We start from the raw sequence: 22,888 nt of genomic DNA on the forward strand, positions 1-22,888 counted from the left end.
GCCACCCCACGAGGACTTTGCCCGCGTGGGGACCCCGGAAAATCCCTATACCCGCGCCTTTTTCTTGGCCCGGCGTGGACGCCCTTCAGGGCAGGTAGAGGGCCAAGGCGCTCACCACCGGCCTGGGAGAGCCCTGGTAAGGGTTCCGGAGCCTCCCTTTGACCCAGAGCTGGGCGGATCCACCCCCGTCCATCCTTAGGGCGTTCCACGCCCCCAGGTTGAGGAGGGCCCGGGCCAGGACCCCCGGGGTAGTGGGTTCGGAAACCAAAAGCCAGAGCCTGCCCTCCCGGGTCCAGGCCACGGCCGCCTGGGGGGCTATGGCCTGGAGGGGCCTTGGGTCGCGGAAGTTCTCCCGACTGGGGTCAAAGGCGTACTGGCCTTCCTGGACCAAGAGGGGGCCTGCTTCCAGTGCGTAGCGGAAAGGGGGGTCCAGGCGCCCGTAGAGGCTTAGGGTGTCCCCGGGCTTTAGGGGAAAGGGAGGGGCTCCTTTGGGAAAGGTAAGGGCCCAGGCCCCAGGAGGAAGTGCCTGGGGGGCGGGGAGGATGGCCTGTACCCGGTTTCCCATCACCAAGGCCACCTCCTCCCCCTCCCTTCCCACGGGTCCAGGGACGGTGTGGGCGGTGTAGCGGGCCCGGGAGGCGTTAACTCCCACCCGCACCCGTTCGCCCCGCGGTCCCTGGACCACTGCTTCAAATCTGGGAAAAGCCATAAAGAAACTGAAGCTATCCCATATGAGCGCCACCCGGCCAAAGGGATAGGAGACCGTGACCCCGTCCTGGACCCAGAGGCCAATGGGGGTGGCGCTTTTGGGGTCAAAGTAGCCCCCGTTCAGCACCGCCAGGGCGTTTGGGGCAAGGTCCTTGGGCACAGCCCTCATCCCAGGCCGGCCCACGGGGATGAGTTTTCCCCATTCTGCCTCCACCAGGTAGAGCCTAAGGGGTTCTGGGGTAAAGGCCCAGACCTCCCGGTAGCGGACTCCTGGGGCCAGGGGTTCCTCCACCTCGGCCTCGAGGACATAGAGATCCAGGACCAGGCGCGCGGGGTCCTTCAGGGGAAAGAGGTGGTAGCGAAGGAGCTTTCCCGGAAAGCTCAGGGTGAGCTCTGTGCCCCCTGGCAAAAGGCGCACCCGGGCCTCCATGCCCTTGGGCCAGGGAACCTGGGTCATCCCCGGGGCCAGGTAGGGGAGAAGGAGGGAAAGGCTTCCTGGAGCCTGGCCCTCCGAGGGAGGCTTGGGTGCAGGTTCGGGCCCGGGGAGGTCCAGCACCAGGCGGAGGGCCCGTCCCTGGGTGCCGTGGCGTACCCCGGCCTCCGGGGTGCGGAAGTAGCCTAGGGCTTTCAGGGCCTCGAGGGGCACCCTTTCCCCCTCGGGTGGGGGGAGGCTGGCCTCCCAGGGTTCGGCCCAGCCCACCCCTGGCACATACACGAGCCGCATCCCTTCTCCCTCGTAGACCCAGGCCCCGTTCTCTTCCCGAAAGGAAAGGCCAAAGGTGCTGGCGGGAAGCAGGGTCTGGGCCAGGGAGCAGGAGAGGAAAAGGAGGAGGGCTAGGAGCCTCATCCCTCCATGGGAGCAGATGGCGGTGAGAAAGCGCTTAGAGTTTATCCCTTCACCACGATGAGGGGCCTTAAGCGGGCCACTTTCTTGCCGATCCCTGCCCCCTGGACCGCCTCCACCACCACGGAAACATCCTTGTAGGCCTCGGGCATCTCCTCGTCCACGGTGGCCTTGGTGGCCGCCCGCACCAGGATGCCCCTTTCCGCCAGCTCCTTGATCAGGTTCCGCTCCCGGGCCACCCGCTTGGCCTGGTGGCGGCTCATCTTGCGTCCGGCCCCGTGGCAACTGGAGCCGAAGGATACCGCCATGGCTTTTTCCGTTCCCGAAAGCACATAAGAGTAGCGGCCCATGTCCCCGGGCACCAGGACGGGCTGGCCCACCTTGCGGTACTCCGGAGGGATCTCCGGGTGGCCGGGGCCGAAGGCCCGGGTGGCTCCTTTGCGGTGCACCAGGACCCTCTTTCCCCCGTGCTCCTCGAACTTGGCGTTGTTGTGGGCCAGGTCGTAAAGGACCCTTAGGCCGTGGTCCCTAGGTGGGAAGCCCACCACCTCGAAGGCCTCCCGCACAAAGTGGGCGATGAGCTGGCGGTTGGCGAAGGCGAAGTTGGCGGCGGCGGCCATGGCCTGAAGGTAGTCCTGGCCCTCTGGGCTCTTGATGGGGGCTGCCGCCAGCTGCTTGTCCACCAGCTCAATCCCGTAGCGAGGGTCTACTTTCAGGAAACGTTCCACATAGTCCTGACAGACCTGGTGGCCCAGCCCCCGGCTTCCCGTGTGGATGAGGACGGTGATCTGGTTGGGAAAGAGACCGAAGGCTTCGGCGGCTTCCTCGTCGTAGATCTGGTCCACGTACTGGACCTCGAGGAAGTGGTTTCCGCTTCCCAGGGTGCCGATCTGGGGGGCACCCCGCTCAAAGGCCCTCTCCGAAACCTTGTCGGGGTCGGCCCAGGGGAGGCGGCCCTCCGACTCGATGAAGTGGAGGTCCTCCGGGTAGCCGAAGCCCCGCCGAATGAGCCAGCCCGCGCCCTCCTTCAGGATTTCCTTGAGCTCTTTTTTGCTAAAGCGCACGTCCTTTCGCTCGCTTCCCACCCCCGAGGGGATGAGGCGGTAGAGGGTATCGGCCAGCTCCTTCTGCCTGGGAAGGAGGTCTTCCAGGGTGAGGTGGGAGGCCAGCAAGCGTACCCCACAGTTGATGTCAAAACCTACGCCTCCCGGGCTCACCACCCCGCCTTCCTCGGGATCAAAGGCCGCCACCCCCCCGATGGGGAAGCCGTAGCCCCAGTGGATGTCGGGCATGGCCAGGGCGGGCTCCACGATCCCCGGCAGGGTGGCCACGTTCACGAGTTGCTGCAAGGAGGCGTAGTTTTCCCCCTCGAGGTCCCTCAGTATCTCCTCCGAGGCGAAGAAAACCGCGTCCACCCGCATCTTCCCTTGGCGGGGGATGCGGTAGGTGTAGGGGGCGATCTTTTCAAAGCGCATGGCGCCCTCCCCAAAGCAAAAGGCCGGGCTTATGGGCCCGGGCTTGCCTTCAAGGTACCGCGGTATGCGGTTTGCGTCAAGGTCATGCGGCGTTAAGGAACCTTGGAGGGTTCGGGAAGGGGGTAACCTCTAGGTCGTCCAGGTAGAGCACCCCATCGGGACCATGAGCGCCCACCCCCAACCCTCCTTGGCGAAAATCGGGATCTTGCCAGGAAAGTAGGTCCCCTCCGTCCATATGGAACAGGACCTCCCCTGTGCTCCGGGCGAGGATCTCAAATCGGTGCCAGCGCTTGTCTACCACGAGTTGCCTCCCAACCTCCTTCAGCTCGGGCCTTGACGCCACCACCTGGCGCTGCTCCCCCAGGAGCTTGGTGAGCTCCGCCCCGTCCATGCCAAGGCGGAACTCCAAGGCCTTGGCCCCGGGGGGTCCACAAACACCCGAAGGAGAGGGCTCCACCAAACCAGGCCAAGCGGACGGCCTTCGTTACGGCATTCTGCGGGTTCAGAGCCTTGGCGATGGCGAATTTGGCGTCTTCTTTGGCAATCAGGCCGTACTGTTTGGGAGCCACCGTGGTTAGGACCGCACCCAGGGGGTAGGCCTCAAAGTCGTCGGCAAGGGGCATGGGGTTTCCCGGGAGGACCCATTGGGGAGCTATGTCCTGTCCTTTTCCCACCCCCACCTGGGGCAGGGGTACCTTGGGTTCCAGGACCAACCTGGGAGCGCAGGCCGCCAATAGGGCTAGGACCAAGCCCACTAGGACAAGCCAACCCCGTGCCATAGTTTCCCCTCCTTTTGTTACTTAGGATATGTGAACCCCTGCCCCCGCGTCCACATCCGGGGGTGGCCCGCGGTAGAATCCCCGTGTGTCCGGCCTGGCCTTTGCCCTGGAAACCCACCCCGGCCTCAAGCGGCCCAAGAACGAGGACGCCGTAGGCCATGCCCTCACCCCGTGGGGAGGGGTCTTCGTGGTGGCGGACGGGATGGGCGGGCACCGCACGGGGGAGGTGGCGGCCAGGCTGGCCGTGGAGATGATCCTGGAGAACCTGCGCAATGTGGACCCAAGCCCGAGGGCCCTCCTTCAAGCCTTTGAAAAGGCCAACGAGCGCATTTACCAGGAGGCGCAACGCCCCGAGAACCGGGGTATGGGCACCACCGCCACCTGCCTCCTTTTGGATCTGCCCTATGCCTTGATCGCCCATGTGGGGGACTCGAGGGCCTACCTTCTCAGGAAAGGGGAGCTTACCCTCCTCACCGAGGATCACTCCTGGGTGGCGGAAAGGGTGCGCCAGGGCCTTTTAAGCCCCGAGGAGGCCAAGACCCACCGCTGGCGCAACGTGATCACCAACGCCCTGGGTTCTTTCTCCCAGGCCCGGGTGGACCTCATGGGGCTTAAGCTGGAGCCCGGGGACGTGTTTTTGCTTTGTAGCGATGGCCTTTCCGGGGTGTTGGAGGACCGCACCCTGGGGGAAGTTCTGAAGAGCTTTCCCCCCGAAGAGGCAGCCAGGCGCCTGGTGGCCTTGGCCAACGAGTGGGGGGGGCCCGATAACGTGAGCGCCATCGTGGTGCGGCTGCCCGAGGAGCTTCCCCAGGGGGGTCGTCCTTATGCCCTGCCCCTCGAGGCGGCAAGGGGTGCCCCGGTGCGCCTCAAGCTGGGGGAGGAGCCTGAGGAACTGCCCACCCAGGTCCTGGAGCCCAAGCGTTCCCGGGTTCGCCTGAACTGGCGGGATGCCCTTTTGGTGCTCCTTTGGGTGGTGGTGGTGGCCTATATCCTGCTGGGTTACTTCAAAAGGCCCTAGACCTGCTAAACTCCTAGGGGTATGGAGCGCACCTTTGTCATGGTGAAGCCCGACGGCGTGCGAAGGGGTCTGGTAGGGGAGATCCTTGCCCGCTTTGAGCGGAAGGGTTTTCGTATCGTGGGGCTTAAGCTTTTACAGATGACCCAGGAGCTTGCGGAAAGGCATTACGCCGAGCACCGGGAGAAACCCTTCTTCCCCGGCCTGGTGAGCTTCATCACCTCGGGTCCCGTGGTGGCCATGGTGCTGGAGGGGCCGAACGTGGTGGCCGAGGTGCGGAAGATGATGGGGGCCACCCACCCCAAGGACGCCCTCCCCGGCACCATCCGCGGGGATTTCGCCACCACCATCGACGAGAACGTGATCCACGGTTCCGCGAGCCTCGAGGACGCCAGCCGGGAGATCGCCCTTTTCTTCCGCCCCGAAGAACTCCTCTAGGCCGGGGTTTACTCGCCGCTTTCGGGAGCCTGGGTCAGGCTTGGCGCCCGGAGGCGCTCCCAGGGGAAGTCGTCCAGGGGGTAAAAGCGGTCCGCCTGCTGGGCCAGGCGGTGGGAGGAAAGGGCGTGGAAGGTGGTGTTCTCCACCTGTTTGCCCATGTCCTGGACCACCCGCACCACCTCGGCGAAGTCCCCATCCCCGGAGACCAGTACCGCCACGTCGTAGGCGTCGGCGTAGGCCAGGCGCAGGATATCGATGGCGATCTGGATATCCACCCCCTTTTCCACAAAGCCATCCGCCCGCCTTTCCAGCCTTCCTAGGCGCACGGCCACGTAGGGTACCCGCTTCAGGTAGTTGAGGAAGCTCTGGTGGGCCTTGGCGGCGGGGTCTTCCGGAGGGAGGGGGGCGTTGTAGTAGTAGGCGCGCAAAAGCCTGCGCCCGGCGGTGAGAAGGCTGATAAACTCCACGAAGTTAAGCCGATAATCCGGCCCCAGGTGTTGCACCAACCCCTTGTACAGGTTGGAGCCGTCGATGAATATCGCTACCCTTTCCATAATAGACCCGCCCCTTTCCGGGCTCCTTCAGTTTAGCCCAAGGGGGTGAGAAAGTTTATAGCCCACCGCTCCCTATGGAGCAGTGGGGGAAGGAATAGGCCTTCTTCGCGTAGCCCTTTTGGGCGGGGCTATCCTACCACGGTTTTCCCATGAGCGCAAGATGAGTGGCCGAAATGGGCTCTAGGAGCGCAGTTTTTCCGTTTCCGCGTACACGTCGCGGAAGACCCCGGGGATGGGGGCGTGGGGCTTGTGCACCCGCACCCGTACTCCCTCGAGGCGAGGAAAAGCCTGCAGGAGGGCCTCCGCCAGGTGGTCGGCCAGGGCCTCGATCAGGTAGAAGCGCCGGTGGCGCACCACCTCCTCCACCAGGGCGTAGACGGCGGCGTAGTCCACGGTTTCCTCCAGCCGGTCCCCCCTGCCCTCAAAGGGCACCTTCAGCCAGAGGTCCACCACGAACCTGGCTCCCAGCCGGCCTTCCTCGGGCCTTACCCCGTGGCGGCCGTAGAACTCCAAACCCAAAAGGGCGATCTCCCCCATATCTATCCCCAAAGGGCGTTCCACGCGGCCAAGGCCTCCCGGTGGGCGGCCACGTCGTGGACGCGAAGGATCCGGGCTCCCTTCATGGTGGCGAAAAGGTGGGCGGCCACGGAGCCGAAAACCCGTTTGGCGGGTTCCTCCACCCCGGTGAGCTCCCCGATGGAGCGCTTCCGGGAAAGCCCCACCAGGACGGGGTGGCCCAGGGCCACGATCTCTTCCAGGCGTTTAAGGAGGGTCAGGTTGTGTTCCAGAAGTTTCCCGAAGCCGAACCCCGGGTCCAGGACCACCTGGGGCACCCCGGCCCTCAGGGCTCTTTCCGCCTGGGCCTTGAGGAAGGCCTTCACCTCGGCCACCACGTCCCCGTAGCGGGCGTGGGCCATCATGGCCTGGGGGTCGGGCACGGGCATGTGCATGACCACCGCGGCCACCCCGTACCGGGCGCAGAGGGCCACCATGCGCTCGTCCCGAAGGCCCGTCACGTCGTTGATGAGGTGCGCTCCCAGCTTCAGGGCTTCCGCCGCCACCTCGGGCTTGCGGGTGTCCACGCTCACCGGCACCCCCAGTTCCAGGATGGCCTCGAGGGCGGGGAGAAGCCGCTTCTTTTCCTCCTCCACGGACACGGGCTCGGCTCCGGGGCGGGTGGATTCGGCCCCCAGGTCCAGAAGATCCGCGCCCTCGGCCACCAGGGTCTTGGCCCTTTCCAGGGCTCTTTCCGGGTCCAGGTAGAGGCTGCCATCGGAGAAGGAATCGGGGGTGAGGTTGAGGATGCCCATAACCCGGGGGCGGGACAGGTCCAGGGTGCGGTCGCGAAGCCAAAGCACGCAAGGATTATATTGGGGCCAGGGGGTGAAGCATGCGCCTGCTGGCTGCGGTGGACCTGGGAGAGGGTTTGGAGTCCTTGGTGGAAAGCGCCCGCTTCCTTCAGGAGGGGCTTGGAATCCCGGCGGAGCTCCTTCACGTGGTACCCACCCCGTACTTCGAGGCCCTTGGCCGCCGTCTTCCCCATCTTAGGCCGGGGCTGGAGGAAGCCCTTAGCCGGATGGAGGCGGAGGTGGCGAAGACCCTGGTAGATACCGGGCTTAGGGCCCGGGTGCTCCGGGGTTTCCCCGCCCAGGTGGTGGCCGGGGAGGCCTTGAAAAGCCGCCTGGTCCTTTTGGGACAGCGGGGCACGGATGCCCTCGAGGTCCTGGCCCGGGGCGGGCTCGCCCGTTACCTCCTGCACCGAGGAGAGGTCCCGGTTCTGCTGCTCCCAAGAACCCTGAGGGGGGTGCGCCGCATTGCCGTGGGGTTGGACGATAGCCCCGCAAGCTTAAGCGCCTTCCGGGTGGCGGAGGCTTGGGGAAGGGCCTTGGGGGCTGAGGTCTTCGGCCTGCACCTGGTGAGCGGCCAGGGTGGGTGTTGCTTCCCCACCTATTTGGATCCTGAGACCTTGGGGCTAGCGGATGTTCTGGCCCGGGCCAAAGCCCATCTGGAAGCCCTCCTCAAGGCCACTGGAGTGGTGGAGGTATCCAAGGGGGAAGAGGAGCTGGACCTTTTGCGCTTGGCCAAGGCCCGGGAGGCGGACCTCCTGGTTTTGGGTTCCAAAGCCAAGAGCACCTGGCGCCACCGGCTTGGGCGCATGGTGGAGGTGCTTTCCCACCGGAGCTCCTTGCCCCTCCTGGTGGTTCCCGAGGCCACGGTCTGGTAAGGTAAGGCCCATGCGCCACGGGCCCGGCTGGTACCTATCTCTTTCCGCCTACTGGTTCGCCACCAGCTTCAAGTGGTTCCTGGTCCTTCTGGTGATCCTGCCCGCCAAGGTGGCGGAGCTTTCCCCTCCCGAGGAGAAGGCCAGCCGCCTCGGCTTCCTCTTCGGCCTGGGGGCGGTGATGGCCATTCTTGGACCCCCCATCATGGGCTACTTCTCCGACCGCCTGGGCCGAAGAAGGCCCTTCCTCCTCGCGGGCAGCCTCCTCACCGCCATAGCCCTTCTCCTTTTGGCGCATGCCCCAAGCTACCTATGGCTCCTGGTGGCCTACCTCCTCCTGCAGGTGGCGGACGACCTGGCCACCGGGCCCTACTCCGCCCTCATCCCTGACCTGGTGCCCCGAAAGGAAAGGGGCATTGCCTCGGGGTACATGGGGGTGTTGCAGGTTTCCGGCCAGATCCTGGGAGGTGCGGTGGGGTTTCTTTTCCCTTTGGCCTTCCAGGCCTATCTGGCGGCCTTTTTGAACCTTCTGGGGGCCGGGCTTAGCCTCCGGGTTACCCTCGATCGGTCGGGGGTCCATCCCCGTCCCTTCCTCACCGCCATGGCGGGGCCCTGGCGGGACCGGGATTTCCTTTTGGTCTACCTGACCCGCTTTTTGGTGATGCTGGGCTTTTACCTGGCCCAGACCTACCTGCAGTACTACCTGGCCGATGTGGTGCGGGTTTTCCAGGCCCTGGGGCGGACCCTTGCCAAAGAGCCCTTCCAGGCGGTGGCCCTTTTGGGCCTCCTCATCTCCTTGGGGGCGGCCTTGGCCAGCCTTCCCGCAGGGAGGGCCTCGGACCGGCTGGGCCGAAAGCCCCTGATCTACCTTTCGGGGGCGGGCCTCGGGTTGCTCATGCCCTTCATCCTGCTTTTCCCCCGGTATGACGCCATGCTGTTCCTGGCCCTTTTCTTTGGCCTTTTCTACGGGGTCTACCTGGCGGTGGACTGGGCTTTGGTGGCGGATGTGCTGAGGGATCCCAAGGCCCACGCCACCGACATGGGCTTATGGCAGACCGCAATCGTGGTGCCCCAGGTGCTGGCGGGGGCCTTTGGCCGCCCCCTGGACCTTCTGAACGCCCGGGGAGAGGGTTTTGGGTATCTGGTACTTTTCGTGCTGGCGGGGGTTTTCTTTCTCCTGGGGGCCTTCCTGGTAGCCCCGATCCGCCGGGCCCGTTAAGAGCTTGGGATGGAAAGGAACCAGGGGAAAATCCCTTCTGGGCGCGACCTCGCGTTGACATCGGTTTGGCCTCCTGGTGGGGGTGAACCTGCAGACCTCTTTCCTCATCCCCCCTTTGGCTTCGTCCTCTTCTACCTGGTGAAACGTGGCCCCCAAGGAGGTGAAGACCACGGATATCTATGGGGGGATTCCCTTCATTGGTCTTCAACTTCTGATTCTGCCTTTCGTCTACTTCCTGCGGGAGCCCATCCTGCGCTTTGTCAGCGGGATGGGCTTGGGTGGGTAGACCCCCAGGCCCTAGACTGGAGGTATGGACCTCACCCACTTTAAGGATGGCAGGCCCCACATGGTGGACGTGACGGAAAAGTCCGCCACCTTTCGCACCGCCACCGCCGAGGCCTATGTGGAGCTCACCGAAGAAGCCCTGGCCGCCTTGGAAGGAGGCGGGGTGGGGAAGGGGGATCCCCTGGTGGTGGCCCAGCTTGCGGGCATCATGGGGGCCAAGAAGACCTCGGAGCTTATCCCCCTCTGCCACCCTCTGCCCCTCACCGGGGTGGAGGTGAGGGTGGAGCTGGAAAGGGAGGCCAGGCGGGTGCGCATCGAGGCCACGGTGCGCACCAAGGCGGAAACCGGAGTGGAGATGGAGGCCCTAACCGCCTGCGCCGTGGCGGCCCTCACCGTGTACGACATGCTGAAGGCGGCCTCCAAGGGCCTGGTGATCTCGAGGGTGCAGCTTTTGCACAAGGCGGGGGGGAAGAGCGGGGAGTGGCGGCGCCCCCCTGACCCTTGATACCTCCGGGGTGTATCCTAGGGCTATGCGCATCGCCGTCGCCCTATCCAAAAACGACGACCAAAAGGTCTACCCGGGCCCCTTCGGGCACGCACCCCGCTTCGCCATCTACGAGGTGGAAGGGGAAGGAAAGGTGAGCCTCCTCGAGGTGCGGGAAAACCCCTACGCCGCCATGGAGGGGGGGAGGAAGCACGAGCTCATGCGGGAGCTACTCAAGGATGTGGACCTGCGGGTGGGGGCCCGCTTCGGCCACGGGGGTTCCATGGGAGCTTTCCCCATGGCGGAGCGGCTGGAGGTGGGTCCGGTGAGCGTGGCCGAGGCTTTGGAAAAGGTCAGGGCCCGCTAAAGTAGCGCCTTAGAAGCTCCTTGGCCTCAGGGGAGAGGGGAGTGCGCTCCAAGTAGACCTCCACCCCCCGGCGCACCTCCTCTGGAGGGCTTCCCTCCCGCCAGGGGGAGGGTAGGTTCTGGCCCTTTCCTTCCCGGCCGGGCCCGAGGAGTTCCTGCCCGGGACCGGTGGGCTCCGGGAGGGGCAAGGGGGCGGGAGCCTCCAGCGTTGGGGAGGGTCCTGAGGCACCTGGGGTGGGGGTGCCTGCTCCCTGAGGCTGGCCCGGTTCCTGACCTGGGACCTCCTGGGTGGCTTCTGGCTTTCCTTCCCCGCCGCTTGGCGCCCGGGTGCCCTGCCCCGGGGCCTGGGGGGAACCCCCGGGGGAGGATCCCTGGGGGCTAGGCTTTGCAGCCTGCCCCTCTTGGGGGGTTGGGGCGGAGTGGCCCTGGCCTGGCTCCTTCCCTTGCGGGCTCCTGGGGGCCTCTGGGGAATCCGAGGTCGGCGTGGTTTTCCCAGGTGAAGCCCCGGGTGCTTCGGCCGGCCTCTCCCTTTCCGAGGGGGTTTGGGGGATTGCGGGGCGCCCGGCGTTGGGAGGGGACCAGAAGGGGCTTGCTTTCCTGGGAGGAAGCTTCGTCCACAAGCCCAGGGCCAAGGCCAGGAGGACCAGGTAGAGGGCGAAAAGGCCCAGGGGGAAGGGGGGAAGAGGGATCTCCACCTTGCGGGCCTCCTGCCAAAGCCGCTCCTCCCCGTAGGCCAAGGCGGTGGGATAGGCCAGACTGGCCCGGGCGATCTCCCGTAGGGCCCGCCCTTCCCAAAGCCGGGCGGGAAGCAAAAAGGGTAGGAGGGAGGCCAGGGCGAAGAAGGGGTGGAGAAAGCCTAGAAGCGCCAAGGGAATGGCCAAGAGGAGCCGGTGGCGCCAGGCCAGGCGCCTTGCGTAAAGAAGGTGGAACCCGGGCTCCACGGCAAGACCATTATCCCCCGCCAGGGGTTAAGGAAAAGGTGCCCGGGGCCTTTAGGCCCCGGGGGGAGGGAGTACACCGGTCTACTTGACCGGAGGACGGGACTTGAGGACCTCCTGGGGGGAGAGGGCCCTGGCCATTTGCGCCTTCACCTCGGCGGCGCTGATGGGCTTGGCCTTGGACTTGGCGAAGGTGGTGAGGACGTGGTTCAGGAGGTCGGCCACCTCCTGGTCCTTGAGCTGGCGGAAGGGGGGCATGACCCCGTTATAGGTTTTGCCCTCCACCGTAAGGCTTCCCTGGAGGCCGTAGAGGACCACCCGGATCAGGTACTCCCGGCCCCCCTTGGCCTGGACCACCTTGTCCAGGTGGGTGAGGGACGGGAAGGCTCCAGGGACTCCCTGGCCCGTGGCCTGGTGGCAGCTTTGGCAGTTGGCGGAGTAGAGCTTGGCCCCGGGGCTTTGCCCAAGGGCCAGAAGGCCCAGGAAGAGCAAGGCGGGAAAGAGGCGCTTCATGGCTCCATTATGGGGAACCTCCCTCCCCTTAGGCCAGGGGCATTTGTCCTAGGCCCTTAGGGATGTGGGCGCAGCGGGGGTCGGCGGCCAGGTGGTCCCCGGTTTCCGCCCAGGCCCGGGCCCGGCTTCCCCCGCAAAGCTCCCGGTACTCGCAGACCCCGCACTTGCCCTTTAGAAGGGCCTTGTTGCGGAGCTCGAGGAAAAGGGGGCTATTCCGGTAGATCTCCAGAAGGGGCTTCTCCCGCACATTGCCGGCGGAGAGAGGAAGAAACCCCGAGGGATACACCTCCCCGGTGGAGGAAACGAAGACGAAGCCAAAGCCGTCGGAGAGGTGCACCCCCCGGCCTTCCCCCACCAGGGCCCCATCCTCCCCTCCTTCCTTTTTGCGGCGCTCCAGGGCCACCCGGCGGAACATGGGGCCTTCCGTGGTGCGCACCTTGAAGGGGTGGCGGCGGGAAAGATCGTAAAGGAGGTGCATCACCTCCTCGTATTCCTCGGGGGAAAGTTGCTCTAAAAGCGCTCCCCGGCCCACGGGCACCAGGAAGAAGACCTCCCAGGTGGCCACCCCTTTGGCCGCCAGGATCTCGGCGATGCCGGTGAGCTCCCCCTTGGTCTTTCGGGTCACGGTGGTGTTCACCTGGGTTGTGAGGCCCACCTCCCGGGCCCATTCCAGGGCCTGCAGGGCCAGGGCGAAGGTGCCCGGCACACCCCGGAAGCCGTCGTGGCTTTCGGGGCTTGCCCCGTCCAGGGAGATGGCCATCTGGTGCACGGAGAGCTCCTTGAAGCGCTTCACCACCTCCCGGGTGAGCCTGGGGGTGACGGCGGGGGTGATCCCCACCTTAAGGCCCAGGCGTTTGGCCTCCTCCAGCAAGAGGAAGAGGTCGGGCCGGGCCAGGGGATCCCCCCCCGTGGGCAGGAGGATGGGCTTGGGGGTGTAGGTGGCCAGCTCCTCCAAGAGCCTCAAGCCTTCCTCGGTGGTGAGTTCCCCGGGTAAGGGGTCGGGCACCGCCGAGGCCCGGCAGTGCTGGCAGGCGAGCAGGCAGGCCCGGGTCATCTCCCAGGCCACCAGGAGGGGGAAGCGGTGAAGGTCGGGCTTCATGCCTCCAGGATGCCGCCTGGGGGTGGGGGCAGATGTCCTTAGCGGGGAAGGGTGAGGCGGTAGACCAGGGTAAGGGCCTCCCCGGGTTTCAGGGAGATCTCCAGGCGGTAGCCCTGGGGCAGGTGGGTGGCCTCGGGGAAGTCCAGGCGGAAGGGCTGGGGGAAGGTTTCCGAAAGGAGGAGGGCGATGGGGTAGGGGTAGGGGTTTTTGAAGCGGGTTTCCACGCGGTAGGTGGCTTCTCTTTCGGTTTGGCTCAGCAGGCTCACCGACCGTTCCAGCCGGCCCTCGAGGTCCCGCCCTAGCCACACCTCGGCCATCTCTCCCTCAGGGGTGGCGGGAAGCGGGGCCTGGCCCAGGAAGAAGCCTTCCTCCACCACCTCGAGGCTCCCCGGGGCCAGGGGGAAGGGTGCCTTAAAGCGGTAGCCCCGCTCCAGGGCCAGAAACCTATCCGTGCGGAAGGGTCCTTGGTAGCGGAGAAGCCGGTTTGGGCTTACCTGGGCCTTGAGGACGGGAATCTCCGCGGTGCCGGGCTCCAGCCGGCCCGGGGGCAGCGGGTAGCGGAATAGGCCAAAGGGGCTTTCCCCCGAAGGAGCCTCGGCCAAGGCCCGCATGGGTATCCCCTTGGCCTCGGCCACCCCGAGAAGGGGGGCTTCCCCAGCGAGAAGGGTGAGTTTTCTGGCTTCCAGGGGGCTTCCCTCCAGCCTAAGCCGGGCCCAGAGGGTGAGCCTTCCCTCCTCCAAGGTGTAAAAGACCTCCCCGGAAAGCCCGGTGTAAAGGTAGCGTAGGGTGGCGGGCCCTTCCCCCTGGTAGCGGAAAAGGACCGCCGTTCCCTGGTAGATGCGCTCCTTTTCCTCCACCCCAAGGAGCCTTAAGGATCCCGGGACCATGCGGGAAAGCTTCTCCCCGGCCAAATAGACCCAGGCGGAAGGGGGAAGGAGCACGGGTTCCTTAACCTCAGCGAAGCCGGGGTAAACCACCACCTCCTGGGCCCAGGCGGAAAGGCTCAGGAGGAAAAGGACCATGAGCTTTCTCATACCCCCAGTCTAAGGGCCAGCGCCTCCACCTCTTCCCGGGACAGAGGCCCTCCGTGGCCGATGTACACCTCCCTTGCCCCTAGGTCCAGGATTTTGCGCACCGTCTTTTTGGTAAGCTCTGGGTCCTCGTTGGTGAACCTTGGGGGAAGGCCCTTGCCCCTTAAGGCATCTCCGGCGATCAGGAGACCTTCCCGAAAAAGCCCCACCTGCCCCAGGGTGTGGCCGGGAAGCTCTACCACCCGCCATCCCCAGACCACCTCCCCTTCCTCCGCCGGCCTCAAGGCCTCCCGGGGGAGGGGCGGGGCCAGGTTGGCGATGAGGTGGCCCAGGAGGGGGATGGGTAGGGGCGGGCGGGGCTTTTCCTTGGTCAGGTAGGGCCACTCCCTGGGGTGGGCCAGGATGGGTAGGCCAAACCTTTTCCAAAGAGCCTGGGCCCCACCGCTATGGTCCGTGTGGTGGTGGGTGAGGAAGAGGAGCCTGGGAGGTTCTCGGAGGAGCCTTAGAAGCCTTCCCGCCTCCCAGGGAAGCCCGGCGTCCACCAGGAAGTACCCTTCCGCTACGGGAACCTTGTAAAGGTTGGCGGCGAAGGGGAGGGCCTCAAGCCCTCTCATAGGTGGGAGGGACGCCCATTTCCTCCAGGGCCTTCCGGATGCCCTCGGGGTCGATCCCTGCCTGGCGGTGGAGGCTGGGGATGGAGCCGTGCTCCAGGAAGCGGTCGGGCAGGCCCAGGACCTTCACCTGGGGTTTCAAGCCCATCTCGTTTAGGGCCTCGAGGACCGCGCTCCCAAACCCCCCCATCCGCTGGTGGTCCTCCACGGTGAGGAGCCGGTAGCGGGCAAGCGCCTTTAGCATCTCCCGGTCCAAGGGCTTGAGGAACCGGGCGTTCACCACCCCGATCCTGGGGTCATCCGAGGCGGCCTCGAGGGCGTAGCGTAGGGTCTTGCCGAAGGCCAGAATGTAGGCCTCGGTGCCCTCCTTGAGCACCTCCCACCGGCCCCAGGGGATCTCGGGCCAAGCGCCCTCCGGGGCCCGTTCCACGTTGTCCCGGGGGTAGCGGATGGCGATGGGCCCTCCGATCTCTAAGGCCTTCTTCAACATGGCCCTGAGCTCCAAGGCGTCCTTGGGGGCAGCGATCTGCAGGTTGGGGATGGTGCGCAGGTAGGCGATGTCAAAAACCCCGTGGTGGGTGGCTCCGTCGGCCCCCACCACCCCTGCCCGGTCTATGGCGAAGATCACGGGAAGAGCCTCTATGGCCACATCGTGGATCACCTGGTCGTAGGCCCGTTGCAAAAAGGTGGAATAGATGGCCACGATGGGCTTAAGGCCCCGTAGGGCCATGCCTGCCGCCGTGGTCACCGCCACATCCTCGCAGATCCCCACGTCCAGGTAGCGGTCGGGGTGCTCCACGGAGTAGCGCACCAGGCCCGACCCCTCCCGCATGGCCGGGGTGAGGACGAAGAGGCGGGGTTCTAGATAGGCCAGCTCCGTGACGGCATCCCCAAAGGCCTGGCTCCAGGTGTAGCCCTTGGAAACCTTCTCCGGCCTGAGGGGGTCAAAGCCCGAGGGCCCGTGCCAGTAGATGGGGTCGGCCTCGGCCACCTTGTAGCCCTTGCCCTTCCTGGTGACCACGTGGAGCAGGGTAGGACCGTCCAGCTCCTTGAGGTGTTCCAGGATGTGGATGAGCCCTTTGAGGTCGTGGCCGTCCACGGGGCCGATGTAGCGGATCCCCCAGGCGTAGAAGGGATTCTCCTGGTGGAGGATGAGCTTGGCCGCTTCCTTGGCCCGGTCCACCAAGCCGAAGAGCTTGGGGGAGATGTGCTCCAGGATGCTCCGGCCCAGCTTCTCCGCGTCCTGGACCCACTTCCTTATCTGAAGCTCTTTGAAGTACTTGTTGAGGGCCCCCACGTTTTCCGAGATGCTCATCTCGTTGTCGTTCAGGAGGATGAGCATCCTCTTGCCCAGCTCCCCGATCTTGTTGAGGGCGGCCAGGGCCATCCCCCCGGTGAGGGCCCCATCCCCTATGACCGCCACCACGTGGTAGTCCTCCTTCGCCAGGTCCCGGGCGAGGACCATGCCCAAGGCGTGGGCCAAGGAGGTGCTGGCGTGCCCGGCGGTGATGGCGTCGTGCTCCGACTCGGAAACCTTGGTGAAGCCGGAAAGCCCCCCTTCCTGCCTTAGAGTGTGGAAGCGGTCTTTGCGCCCGGTGATGAGCTTGTGGGCGTAGGCCTGGTGGCCCACGTCGAAGAGGATGCGGTCTTTAGGGGATTGGAAGACCCTGTGCAGGACTAGGACGAGCTCCACCGCCCCCAGGGAGCTCGCCAGGTGGCCCCCGTTTTGCGCCGTGACCCGGATGATCTCGCTCCGGATTTCCTCGGCCAAGGCCTGGAGCTCCTCGAGGGTCAGGCCCTTCAGGTCGTCTGGGCTATTCACCTTGTCCAGTACCATCTTTCCCCCCTAAAAGTTCTTCTCCACCAGAATGCGGCCTTCCCGGGTGCGCACCTCCCCCACCCTGGGGGAAAACCAGACTTCCCGGGCATCCTGGCCGCGCTCATCCTGGTAGACCTGTCGGATGCGGTACACCTGGAAGACCCCGGCGGGCAGGCGCACCTCTCGCTCCTCCAGCACCTCCATGGTATAGCTCAGGCCCCCCTGGGCCAGGGGTTCCCGTCCCCCGGGGGTGAGGAGCTCCACCCGCACCGTCACCCTGCCCCCCCAGCGGTAGCCCGCGGTTAGGAGGGCCTCCGGGGGGTACTCCAGGATGGGGGGGGTGAAGACCACCCGGGCGGAGGGGTCCTGGAAGCCCAAAAGCCGCACGCCAAAGGCCCCCACCTGCCGGTAGTAGACCCTGTCCTCCCCCCGGCCGAAGCTTCGGAAGCGCACCGCCTCCTGCCCCTCGTAAAGGGCCGGGCCCTCCACCCGCACCTGGTAGGGGGGGGAGGAAAGGGCCTCCCCCTCGGGCACGTAGACCCACTCCAGGCCCGTGGTGGCGGGATAAAAGGCGGTTTCCTTAAGAAGGGGCCGGGCCTCGGGGGCCTGGGTGGCCTGGGGGGCACAGGCGGCCAGAAGGAGGGCGAGGGCCATAAGGTACCGCCTCATGATACGGAGTTTACCCCTTAAGCCCCCGTGGGCCGGCCTACACTGTTCGCAAGGAGGGATGCCCGGATTAGGACTGGCCAAGCTCCTTCTTGAGGCGGGAAAGCTCCTCCTCCAGATCCTTTTCCGCGGAGAGGGCGGCGAGTTCCTTGTCCAGGTCCTGGCCGTCCAGCTCCTTCAAGGCCTCGTGCCGGTCCTCCATGGAGAGGATGCGGGCCTCCATCTCCTCAAAGGCCTCGAGGGCCGGGTGGGCGTCCAGCTTGGATTCCATCCGCCGCACGGCCTCGGCGGCCTCCACCCCCTTCTTGCGGGCGAGAAGGAGCTTTTTCCTGGCCTCGGCCTCGTCGATCTTGGCCTCGAGGGCCTTGAGCTGGGTCATGAGCCGGTTCACAAGGGCCTTCTGCTCCTCCGCCTGCTGCTTGAAGCCCTCGGCCAGGTCCAAAGCCCGCTTCCTCCGCCTCAAGGCCTCCTTGGCCAGGTCTTCCCGGCCCGCCTTCAGGGCCTCCTTGGCCTTTTCCTCCCAGAGGGTGGCCTCCTTCAGGTGGCTTTCCACCTCCCTTTCCAGGCGCTTGCCCTCGGCCATGGCGGCCGCCACCTGCTCCCGGGCCTCCTTTAGGGCTTCTTTCATGTCCTCCAGGGCCTGGTTGATGATCTTCTCGGGGTCCTCAGCCCGGCGCAAGAGGTCGCTCAGGTTGGCCCGGATGAGGCGGCTTAGGCGGTCCAGTAGGGTCATGGTTTTCCCTCCTAGGTTGAGTATGCCACACCTGCCCTTGACCCTGGGGGAGAAAGGGGGTAGGCTTGCGCTGTAAGTATGCACTTACTTGCAGGGCCGGAGGGCCAAGGCTGGGGCAAGGATCCGGATCGCGGGCTACTTTTGGCGGCCCTGGAGCTTTTGGCCGAGCGGGGTTACCGCGGGGCCACCACCAAGGAGATCGCCCGGCGGGCCGGGGTGAACGAGGTAACCCTCTTCCGGCGTTTCGGTAGCAAGGAGGCCCTTTTACGGGCAGCCCTTTCCCACTTTATCCCGGTGGGGTTTCTGGAACGCCTCCCCGCGGAGGAGGCTCCCTTGGAGGAGGGCTTGAGGCAGCTTTTAGAGGCCTACCTGGACCTCCTAAAGGCCCACCAGGCCCTTCTGCCCAAGCTGCTTGCCGAGCTTCTGCGCCACCCGGGGCTAAGGGGCGCAGGACCTCCGGAGGGCATCCTGGGTGTCTTGGAAAGGGCGGTGGGTTTCTTCCGTGCCCAGCAGCGGAGGGGTCTTCTCCGGTCCGATGAGCCTCCCGAGGAGATGGCCTTGGCCTTTGTGGGACCCTTGATGGCCCGCTTCCTTCTGGGGGAGGCTTTGGGGGTGTACCTCCCCCTGGACCAGGAGGCCTATCTGCGGGGATACCTGGAGGGCAGATATGGTGCAGGCAGAGAAGGTCAGTCGGGGCTTCGGTAGCGTCAGGGCCTTGGACCGGGTGAGCCTCGAGGTGCGCCCCGGGGAGGTCTTCGGCCTCCTGGGGCCCAACGGGGCGGGGAAGACCACCTTGGTGCGGATCCTCACCGGGGTTCTCAAGCCCGATGGGGGAAGGGCCTGGGTGGCGGGGTTGGAGGTGGGAAGGGAACCCCACCGGGTGAAGGCCAGGATCGGCTACGCTACCCAGGAGCAGAGCGTCTACCGGGACCTTACCGTGGGGGAGAACCTGCTCTTCCGGGCCCGGCTTTACCGGCCCAAGGAGGCCGGCCTCTTGGCCAAGGAGGTTCTGGAGCGCTTCGGCCTCCTGCCCTACGCCAAGGCCTTGGCCGGGCATCTTTCCGGGGGATGGCGGCAGCGCCTGGCCCTGGCCCAGGCGGTGGCGCACCGACCCGAGGTCCTTTTCCTGGATGAGCCCACCACCGGCCTGGACCCCCTTTCCCGGAGAAGCGTCTGGGAGCTCATCCACCAGGAGGCGGAGAGAGGGGCGGCGGTTTTGGTCACCACCCATTACATGGACGAGGCGGAGCGTTGCCATCGCCTGGCCTTGCTCTTTGGTGGCCGGGTGCTGGCCACGGGCACACCCCAGGAGCTAAAGGCCTTGGCGAAGGCCAAGGCCCGCTTCCTCTATGCCCCAGGGCTTTCCCTTAAGGAGGCCCGGGGGATGCCTGGGGTCCTCGAGGCCTGGCCGAGCGGAGCCGGGGTCCGGCTCATCGCCCGGAGGGAAGCTCCCTTGGGGGGATTGGAGGAGGTGGAGCCCAGCCTGGAGGACGTCTTCACCCTTCTTACCAAGGAGGCTTTATGAACCGCATCCTGGCCCTGGCGGAGAAGGAGTTCTTGCAGATCCGGAGGGACCACGTCCTGCCGCGGCTCATCGTGTTGCTCCCCAGCCTCATGCTCCTCCTCTTCGGCTACACCATCAACTTCACCTTGAAGGGCATCCCCTTGGCGGTTTACGACGCTTCCCAGGACCGCATCAGCCAGACCCTCCTGGAGGAGCTCGCCAAGGAGGACCGCTTCCGCCTGGTCCACCGGGCGGCAAGCCCGGAGGCGGTGGTGCAGGCGGTGGACCGGGGCCAGGCCCGGGTGGGCCTGGTGGTGCCCGCGGGGGCTTTGGAGAAGGTGCGCCGGGGGGAGAGCCTGAGCCTGGAGGTCTACGTGGACGGCACCGACCCCAACTTCGCCTTCCAGGCCCAGGCGGCCTTGCGGAAGGCCATCCAGGAGGTCAACGCTCGCATCCTCTTGGGCCGGGCCATGGCGGGGGAGGGTGTCTTGCCCCCTTTGAGCCCCAGCCTCCACACCCTCTACAACCCCGAGAACAGGACCGCCTGGTTTATGATCCCCGGCATCATCGGCCTGGTGCTCACCATGTTCACCGTCCTCCTCACCGCCCTCTCCATCGTGAGGGAGGTGGAAAGCCGCATGATGGAAAGCCTCCTCGCCTCCCCCGTGCGTCCCCACGAGATGGTGCTGGGGAAGGTTCTGCCTTACCTCTTCATCGCCTTTGGAGTGGCCCTTCTGGTGCTGGCCCTGGGGCACTGGGTCTTTGGGGTCCCGGTGCGGGGGAGCCTGGCCCTGCTCCTCTTGGCCATGTTCCTCTTCGTTCTGGGCTCGTTGGCCGCAGGGGTGCTCATCTCCACCCTGGCCCGGACCCAGGTGCAGGCGGTTTTCGGCACCTATGCCTACGCCTTTCCCACCATCTTCCTTTCCGGCTTCGTCTTCCCCATCGACGGCATGCCCCGCCTCTTCCAACTCCTCTCTTACCTGGTGCCTGCCCGCTACCTGATAGAGGTCCTCTGCGGGGTGATGCTGAAAGGGGTAGGGTTTGGCGTGCTTTGGCCCCACCTTTTGGCCCTGGCCCTCTTCTCGGGGCTGGTGCTCTTTCTGGCCTCCGCGCGCTTTCAGAGGCAGGTGGCGGTATGAGGAAGGCGCTTTTCTGGCTTTTCTTGTGGCTTTCTTCGGCCTTGGCCCAGGGGCGGCTGGAGGCGGGGGTGTACGGGGCGCCTGGGGCTTTGGCGCCCACCCTCGAGGTGGGCTTCACCCTGGAGCCGGGAGAGGTCTACGGGAAGCTCCAGGTGGGGCAGGAAGGCCGGGGGGCCTTGGGGCTTTCCTCCAGCCTCGCCCTAGGGCCCCTGGGGTACCTGGCCTATGGCCTGCAGGCCGAGGCGGGGGCGGGAGGGCTTGGGGGGATGGCCTTTGCCGAAGGGGGTGCCGGCCCCCTGGCCCTGGCGGCACGGCTCGGCTACCGCCCGAAAGGGCTTTTCCCCCTGTTTCCCGAGGAGGGGATGTTCGGCCGGCTTTCCCTGCGTTACCGCCTGGTGCCCAAGGAGGTGGTGGGCCTGTTCTTGGAAAGGGGAGAGGTCTTGCGGGCCGAGGTGAGCTACGCCCTGAGGGAGGGGGCCACCTATACCCTGGGGGCGGGTTTTTCCGGCCTGCCCTACCTGGTTTTGGGCTGGAAGGGGGAGGTGGGGGAGGGGATGGAGGTTCTGGACCTTGCCCTGCGCTTAGGGGGGCTAAATCGCCTCGAGGCGGGGCTTTACTTAGGGGAGGCTAGCCTTTTCCTCACCCTTTCCTATCCCTTTGCGGGTAGCCTCGGGGTGTGGCTTGGGGACTTGGGCCTCGAGGGAGGCTACAGGGAGGCTCCCTACGCCTGGGTCCGGTACGCCTGGAGGTGGCCATGAGGAGGCGATTTCTGGAAAAACCCTGGGGTGTTTGGCTCCTGGCCCTGGGCCTGGCCCTGGCGCAAAGCGTCTCCGAGATCCTGGACCGGGTGGAGAGGAACCTGCAGGACCCCTGGCAGGCGGTGGTGCAGGGCCAGATCCAGGGACCCGGGGGGCAGGAGGAGCTCAAAGCCCGGGTGCTGGCCATTCCCAAGGAAAACCTCCTCCGCATAGAGTTTCAGAAGCCGGGTTCTCTGGAGGGCAACTTCACCCTGATCACGGAAAAGGAGGTCTGGAACTACCTTTACCTCACGAACCAGCTCATCGTGAGCCCCAAGGAGAAGGCCCAGGTGCAGGGCCTGGGGTTCAGCCCCCAGGGCCTTGGGGACCTGAAGGGGCTTTCCGAGCGGGTGAACCTTCGCCTTGTGGGGGAGGAGCGCCTGCCGGAGGGGGTGGCCTGGAAGCTGGTGGGCCGGGCACAGGAGGGCCAGGGCTTCGCCACCTTGGAGCTTTACATCCTGAGGAACGATCCCAGGCCCGTGCGCTTCGTGTTCCGGGACGAGGCAGGGAAGGTGATGGCCGACCTGCGGGTGGTGGAGTTCAGGAAAGCCTCCTTACGCCCCCAGGATCTCAAGCGCTACCCCAAGGACGCCCAGGTGGTGCGGCGCTAGGGTTCAGCGTAGAGGGGGGTGGAGAGGTACTTCCACCCCCCGTCCGGGCTGATGCAGGCCACCCTCTTCCCGGGGCCCAGTTCCCGGGCCACCTGCAGGGCTGCCCACAGGATCCCTCCCGAGCTCATCCCCAGGAAAAGCCCTTCCTCCTTGGCCAGCCGCCGGGCCAGGGGGAAGGCGTCCTCCTCCCACACCTGGATGACTCCATCCAGAAGGGAAAGGTCCAGGTTCTCGGGGATGAAGCCGGGCCCCATGCCCTGGAACTGGTGCTGGCCCATCTTGCCCCCGGAGAGGACGTTGGAGCGGGCGGGCTCCACGGCGATGACCTTCACCCCGGGGATCCTTTCCTTGAGGTACCGCCCCACCCCGGTGATGGTCCCCCCGGTGCCCGAGCCGTAGACGAAAGCGTCGATCTGCCCCTCTAGGGCCTCAAAGAGCTCCGGCCCGGTGGTCTCGTAGTGGGCCCGCACGTTGGCGGGGTTGGCGAACTGGTCGGGCATGAAGGCCCCAAGCTCCTCCTTGAGGCGCAAGGCCTCCTCCCTTGCGGCCAGCATCCTGCGGGCGGGGTCGGTGAGGACCAGCTCGGCGCCGAAGGCTCTTAAAACCCGTTTCCGCTCCTCCGACATCTGGGCGGGCATGGTGAGGATGAGGCGGTAGCCGCGGCTTGCGGCGATCATGGCCAGGCCGATCCCGGTGTTGCCGCTGGTGGGCTCCACGATGACCTGGCCGGAGCCGGGGCGGAGGAGGCCTCTTTCCTCGGCATCCTGGATCATGTACCAGGCGGGCCGGTCCTTGATGGACCCGCCGGGGTTGAGGCCCTCCAGCTTCACCCACACCTCAGCCATATCGGGCTCCACCACCTTGAAAAGGCGCACCACCGGGGTTTTGCCGATGATCGTTTCCACCCGCATACCCCTACTATAGGGCCTGTAAGGGAGGGGGAAGGGGCTTGGGTACGGGGAAAGCTTCCCCCACCTGAACCCGGACAAACACATGTGAGACGCTGAAGGGGATAAAAAGATGGGGAACCGACCCTGCG

26 protein-coding genes and 1 pseudogene are annotated in these 22,888 nt (G+C 65.9%); 12 read left to right on the plus strand and 15 right to left on the minus strand.

Annotated elements, in window-relative coordinates:
* Positions 1-85 precede the first annotated feature (85 nt).
* The 3 genes from C2847_RS01540 to C2847_RS01550 form a co-directional block, all read right to left on the minus strand.
* Positions 86-1,555, minus strand: a complete 1,470-nt coding sequence (locus C2847_RS01540; RefSeq protein ID WP_105316725.1) for a phosphodiester glycosidase family protein — start codon at positions 1,553-1,555, stop codon at positions 86-88.
* Positions 1,556-1,596: 41 nt separating this feature from the next.
* A complete protein-coding gene (gene rtcB / locus C2847_RS01545; RefSeq protein ID WP_105316726.1) occupies positions 1,597-3,027 on the minus strand; it encodes an RNA ligase RtcB in 1,431 nt (476 codons plus the stop codon).
* 82 nt (positions 3,028-3,109) lie between these two features.
* The gene (locus C2847_RS01550) at positions 3,110-3,436 is read right to left on the minus strand and encodes a hypothetical protein (protein ID WP_128415148.1); all 327 of its coding nucleotides are present in this window, start codon (positions 3,434-3,436) and stop codon (positions 3,110-3,112) included.
* A gap of 455 nt (positions 3,437-3,891) precedes the next feature.
* On the opposite strand from C2847_RS01550, the gene C2847_RS01555 reads away from it, so the two are divergent.
* Together C2847_RS01555 and ndk are read left to right on the plus strand one after the other, a co-directional pair.
* Positions 3,892-4,824: a PP2C family protein-serine/threonine phosphatase gene (locus C2847_RS01555; protein ID WP_105316728.1), complete on the plus strand. Its 933-nt coding sequence runs from the start codon at positions 3,892-3,894 to the stop codon at positions 4,822-4,824.
* Between the two features lie 21 nt (positions 4,825-4,845).
* Positions 4,846-5,259 (plus strand): nucleoside-diphosphate kinase, encoded by a 414-nt coding sequence (gene ndk, locus C2847_RS01560; protein ID WP_105316729.1) that lies wholly within the window; start codon positions 4,846-4,848, stop codon positions 5,257-5,259.
* Positions 5,260-5,267: 8 nt separating this feature from the next.
* Here the strand turns inward: ndk and C2847_RS01565 are convergent, their stop codons facing one another.
* The 3 genes from C2847_RS01565 to folP form a co-directional block, all read right to left on the minus strand.
* Positions 5,268-5,813 (minus strand): LabA-like NYN domain-containing protein, encoded by a 546-nt coding sequence (locus C2847_RS01565; protein WP_105316730.1) that lies wholly within the window; start codon positions 5,811-5,813, stop codon positions 5,268-5,270.
* A 180-nt stretch (positions 5,814-5,993) separates the two neighbouring features.
* Entirely contained in the window at positions 5,994-6,350 is a 357-nt protein-coding gene (gene folB / locus C2847_RS01570; protein WP_105316731.1) for a dihydroneopterin aldolase, read from the minus strand.
* Between the two features lie 2 nt (positions 6,351-6,352).
* Positions 6,353-7,171: a dihydropteroate synthase gene (folP, locus tag C2847_RS01575; protein WP_105316732.1), complete on the minus strand. Its 819-nt coding sequence runs from the start codon at positions 7,169-7,171 to the stop codon at positions 6,353-6,355.
* Positions 7,172-7,203: 32 nt separating this feature from the next.
* On the opposite strand from folP, the gene C2847_RS01580 reads away from it, so the two are divergent.
* From C2847_RS01580 to C2847_RS01600, 5 genes and pseudogenes are all read left to right on the plus strand, one after another.
* Positions 7,204-8,037, plus strand: coding sequence for a universal stress protein (locus tag C2847_RS01580; protein ID WP_105316733.1), 834 nt, complete (start codon positions 7,204-7,206; stop codon positions 8,035-8,037).
* Positions 7,961-9,253: an MFS transporter gene (locus C2847_RS01585; RefSeq protein ID WP_341865787.1), complete on the plus strand. Its 1,293-nt coding sequence runs from the start codon at positions 7,961-7,963 to the stop codon at positions 9,251-9,253. The genes C2847_RS01580 and C2847_RS01585 overlap by 77 nt, the downstream gene beginning before the upstream one ends.
* A gap of 64 nt (positions 9,254-9,317) precedes the next feature.
* Positions 9,318-9,539, plus strand: a pseudogene (locus C2847_RS01590) (TRAP transporter large permease subunit); the annotation flags it as partial.
* Positions 9,540-9,563: 24 nt separating this feature from the next.
* On the plus strand, positions 9,564-10,043 hold the full coding sequence (moaC, locus tag C2847_RS01595; RefSeq protein ID WP_105316735.1) for a cyclic pyranopterin monophosphate synthase MoaC: 480 nt from the start codon (positions 9,564-9,566) through the stop codon (positions 10,041-10,043).
* 25 nt (positions 10,044-10,068) lie between these two features.
* Positions 10,069-10,389: a NifB/NifX family molybdenum-iron cluster-binding protein gene (locus C2847_RS01600; protein ID WP_105316736.1), complete on the plus strand. Its 321-nt coding sequence runs from the start codon at positions 10,069-10,071 to the stop codon at positions 10,387-10,389.
* Here C2847_RS01600 and C2847_RS01605 read toward each other — a convergent pair.
* The 8 genes from C2847_RS01605 to C2847_RS01640 form a co-directional block, all read right to left on the minus strand.
* The gene (locus C2847_RS01605) at positions 10,376-11,329 is read right to left on the minus strand and encodes a hypothetical protein (RefSeq protein ID WP_105316737.1); all 954 of its coding nucleotides are present in this window, start codon (positions 11,327-11,329) and stop codon (positions 10,376-10,378) included. The two genes, C2847_RS01600 and C2847_RS01605, sit on opposite strands and share 14 nt — an antisense overlap.
* 81 nt (positions 11,330-11,410) lie before the next feature.
* Entirely contained in the window at positions 11,411-11,839 is a 429-nt protein-coding gene (locus tag C2847_RS01610; protein WP_105316738.1) for a c-type cytochrome, read from the minus strand.
* Positions 11,840-11,867: 28 nt separating this feature from the next.
* Positions 11,868-12,938, minus strand: a complete 1,071-nt coding sequence (locus C2847_RS01615) for a TIGR04053 family radical SAM/SPASM domain-containing protein (RefSeq protein WP_105316739.1) — start codon at positions 12,936-12,938, stop codon at positions 11,868-11,870.
* A 38-nt stretch (positions 12,939-12,976) separates the two neighbouring features.
* On the minus strand, positions 12,977-13,972 hold the full coding sequence (locus C2847_RS01620; protein ID WP_105316740.1) for a hypothetical protein: 996 nt from the start codon (positions 13,970-13,972) through the stop codon (positions 12,977-12,979).
* A complete protein-coding gene (locus C2847_RS01625) occupies positions 13,969-14,583 on the minus strand; it encodes an MBL fold metallo-hydrolase (RefSeq protein ID WP_105316741.1) in 615 nt (204 codons plus the stop codon). Before C2847_RS01625 ends, C2847_RS01620 begins: the two co-directional genes overlap by 4 nt.
* The gene (gene dxs / locus C2847_RS01630) at positions 14,570-16,417 is read right to left on the minus strand and encodes a 1-deoxy-D-xylulose-5-phosphate synthase (protein WP_105316742.1); all 1,848 of its coding nucleotides are present in this window, start codon (positions 16,415-16,417) and stop codon (positions 14,570-14,572) included. Before dxs ends, C2847_RS01625 begins: the two co-directional genes overlap by 14 nt.
* Positions 16,418-16,426: 9 nt before the next feature.
* Positions 16,427-17,068, minus strand: coding sequence for a hypothetical protein (locus C2847_RS01635; RefSeq protein WP_105316743.1), 642 nt, complete (start codon positions 17,066-17,068; stop codon positions 16,427-16,429).
* Between the two features lie 67 nt (positions 17,069-17,135).
* A complete protein-coding gene (locus tag C2847_RS01640; protein WP_105316744.1) occupies positions 17,136-17,798 on the minus strand; it encodes a PspA/IM30 family protein in 663 nt (220 codons plus the stop codon).
* 78 nt (positions 17,799-17,876) lie between these two features.
* Between C2847_RS01640 and C2847_RS01645 the strand changes: the two genes are divergently transcribed.
* From C2847_RS01645 to C2847_RS01665, 5 genes are read left to right on the plus strand one after another with little or no spacing between them, the layout of a single operon-like run.
* Positions 17,877-18,503 carry a TetR/AcrR family transcriptional regulator gene (locus tag C2847_RS01645; RefSeq protein WP_105316745.1) on the plus strand — a complete coding sequence of 209 codons (627 nt, stop codon included), beginning with the start codon at positions 17,877-17,879 and terminating at the stop codon, positions 18,501-18,503.
* Positions 18,466-19,323, plus strand: a complete 858-nt coding sequence (locus C2847_RS01650; RefSeq protein ID WP_105316746.1) for an ABC transporter ATP-binding protein — start codon at positions 18,466-18,468, stop codon at positions 19,321-19,323. The genes C2847_RS01645 and C2847_RS01650 overlap by 38 nt, the downstream gene beginning before the upstream one ends.
* Complete coding sequence (locus C2847_RS01655) at positions 19,320-20,441, plus strand: ABC transporter permease (RefSeq protein WP_105316747.1); 1,122 nt, start codon at positions 19,320-19,322, stop codon at positions 20,439-20,441. The genes C2847_RS01650 and C2847_RS01655 overlap by 4 nt, the downstream gene beginning before the upstream one ends.
* Entirely contained in the window at positions 20,438-21,199 is a 762-nt protein-coding gene (locus tag C2847_RS01660) for a hypothetical protein (RefSeq protein WP_105316748.1), read from the plus strand. The genes C2847_RS01655 and C2847_RS01660 overlap by 4 nt, the downstream gene beginning before the upstream one ends.
* Positions 21,196-21,849 (plus strand): outer membrane lipoprotein carrier protein LolA, encoded by a 654-nt coding sequence (locus C2847_RS01665; RefSeq protein WP_208619920.1) that lies wholly within the window; start codon positions 21,196-21,198, stop codon positions 21,847-21,849. The genes C2847_RS01660 and C2847_RS01665 overlap by 4 nt, the downstream gene beginning before the upstream one ends.
* On the opposite strand, the gene cysK is transcribed toward C2847_RS01665, so the two are convergent.
* Positions 21,846-22,760 (minus strand): cysteine synthase A, encoded by a 915-nt coding sequence (gene cysK, locus C2847_RS01670; protein WP_105316749.1) that lies wholly within the window; start codon positions 22,758-22,760, stop codon positions 21,846-21,848. The genes C2847_RS01665 and cysK overlap by 4 nt on opposite strands.
* Positions 22,761-22,888: the final 128 nt, after the last annotated feature.

The organism is Thermus tenuipuniceus, assembly GCF_002964845.1.
GTDB classification, from domain to species: domain Bacteria; phylum Deinococcota; class Deinococci; order Deinococcales; family Thermaceae; genus Thermus; species Thermus tenuipuniceus.

Bases quoted from the DNA above. Each gene is read 5' to 3' on its own strand.
- cysK (WP_105316749.1), bottom strand. From the start codon at position 22,760: ATGCGGGTGGAAACGATCATCGGCAAAACCCCGGTGGTGCGCCTTTTC.
- C2847_RS01540 (WP_105316725.1), bottom strand. From the start codon at position 1,555: ATGAGGCTCCTAGCCCTCCTCCTTTTCCTCTCCTGCTCCCTGGCCCAG.
- folB (WP_105316731.1), bottom strand. From the start codon at position 6,350: ATGGGGGAGATCGCCCTTTTGGGTTTGGAGTTCTACGGCCGCCACGGG.
- C2847_RS01565 (WP_105316730.1), bottom strand. From the start codon at position 5,813: ATGGAAAGGGTAGCGATATTCATCGACGGCTCCAACCTGTACAAGGGG.
- C2847_RS01625 (WP_105316741.1), bottom strand. From the start codon at position 14,583: ATGAGAGGGCTTGAGGCCCTCCCCTTCGCCGCCAACCTTTACAAGGTT.
- C2847_RS01645 (WP_105316745.1), top strand. From the start codon at position 17,877: ATGCACTTACTTGCAGGGCCGGAGGGCCAAGGCTGGGGCAAGGATCCG.
- C2847_RS01665 (WP_208619920.1), top strand. From the start codon at position 21,196: ATGAGGAGGCGATTTCTGGAAAAACCCTGGGGTGTTTGGCTCCTGGCC.
- ndk (WP_105316729.1), top strand. From the start codon at position 4,846: ATGGAGCGCACCTTTGTCATGGTGAAGCCCGACGGCGTGCGAAGGGGT.
- rtcB (WP_105316726.1), bottom strand. From the start codon at position 3,027: ATGCGCTTTGAAAAGATCGCCCCCTACACCTACCGCATCCCCCGCCAA.
- C2847_RS01650 (WP_105316746.1), top strand. From the start codon at position 18,466: ATGGTGCAGGCAGAGAAGGTCAGTCGGGGCTTCGGTAGCGTCAGGGCC.
- C2847_RS01655 (WP_105316747.1), top strand. From the start codon at position 19,320: ATGAACCGCATCCTGGCCCTGGCGGAGAAGGAGTTCTTGCAGATCCGG.
- C2847_RS01615 (WP_105316739.1), bottom strand. From the start codon at position 12,938: ATGAAGCCCGACCTTCACCGCTTCCCCCTCCTGGTGGCCTGGGAGATG.
- C2847_RS01620 (WP_105316740.1), bottom strand. From the start codon at position 13,972: ATGAGAAAGCTCATGGTCCTTTTCCTCCTGAGCCTTTCCGCCTGGGCC.
- C2847_RS01580 (WP_105316733.1), top strand. From the start codon at position 7,204: ATGCGCCTGCTGGCTGCGGTGGACCTGGGAGAGGGTTTGGAGTCCTTG.
- C2847_RS01640 (WP_105316744.1), bottom strand. From the start codon at position 17,798: ATGACCCTACTGGACCGCCTAAGCCGCCTCATCCGGGCCAACCTGAGC.
- C2847_RS01660 (WP_105316748.1), top strand. From the start codon at position 20,438: ATGAGGAAGGCGCTTTTCTGGCTTTTCTTGTGGCTTTCTTCGGCCTTG.
- C2847_RS01635 (WP_105316743.1), bottom strand. From the start codon at position 17,068: ATGAGGCGGTACCTTATGGCCCTCGCCCTCCTTCTGGCCGCCTGTGCC.
- C2847_RS01610 (WP_105316738.1), bottom strand. From the start codon at position 11,839: ATGAAGCGCCTCTTTCCCGCCTTGCTCTTCCTGGGCCTTCTGGCCCTT.
- moaC (WP_105316735.1), top strand. From the start codon at position 9,564: ATGGACCTCACCCACTTTAAGGATGGCAGGCCCCACATGGTGGACGTG.
- C2847_RS01600 (WP_105316736.1), top strand. From the start codon at position 10,069: ATGCGCATCGCCGTCGCCCTATCCAAAAACGACGACCAAAAGGTCTAC.
- dxs (WP_105316742.1), bottom strand. From the start codon at position 16,417: ATGGTACTGGACAAGGTGAATAGCCCAGACGACCTGAAGGGCCTGACC.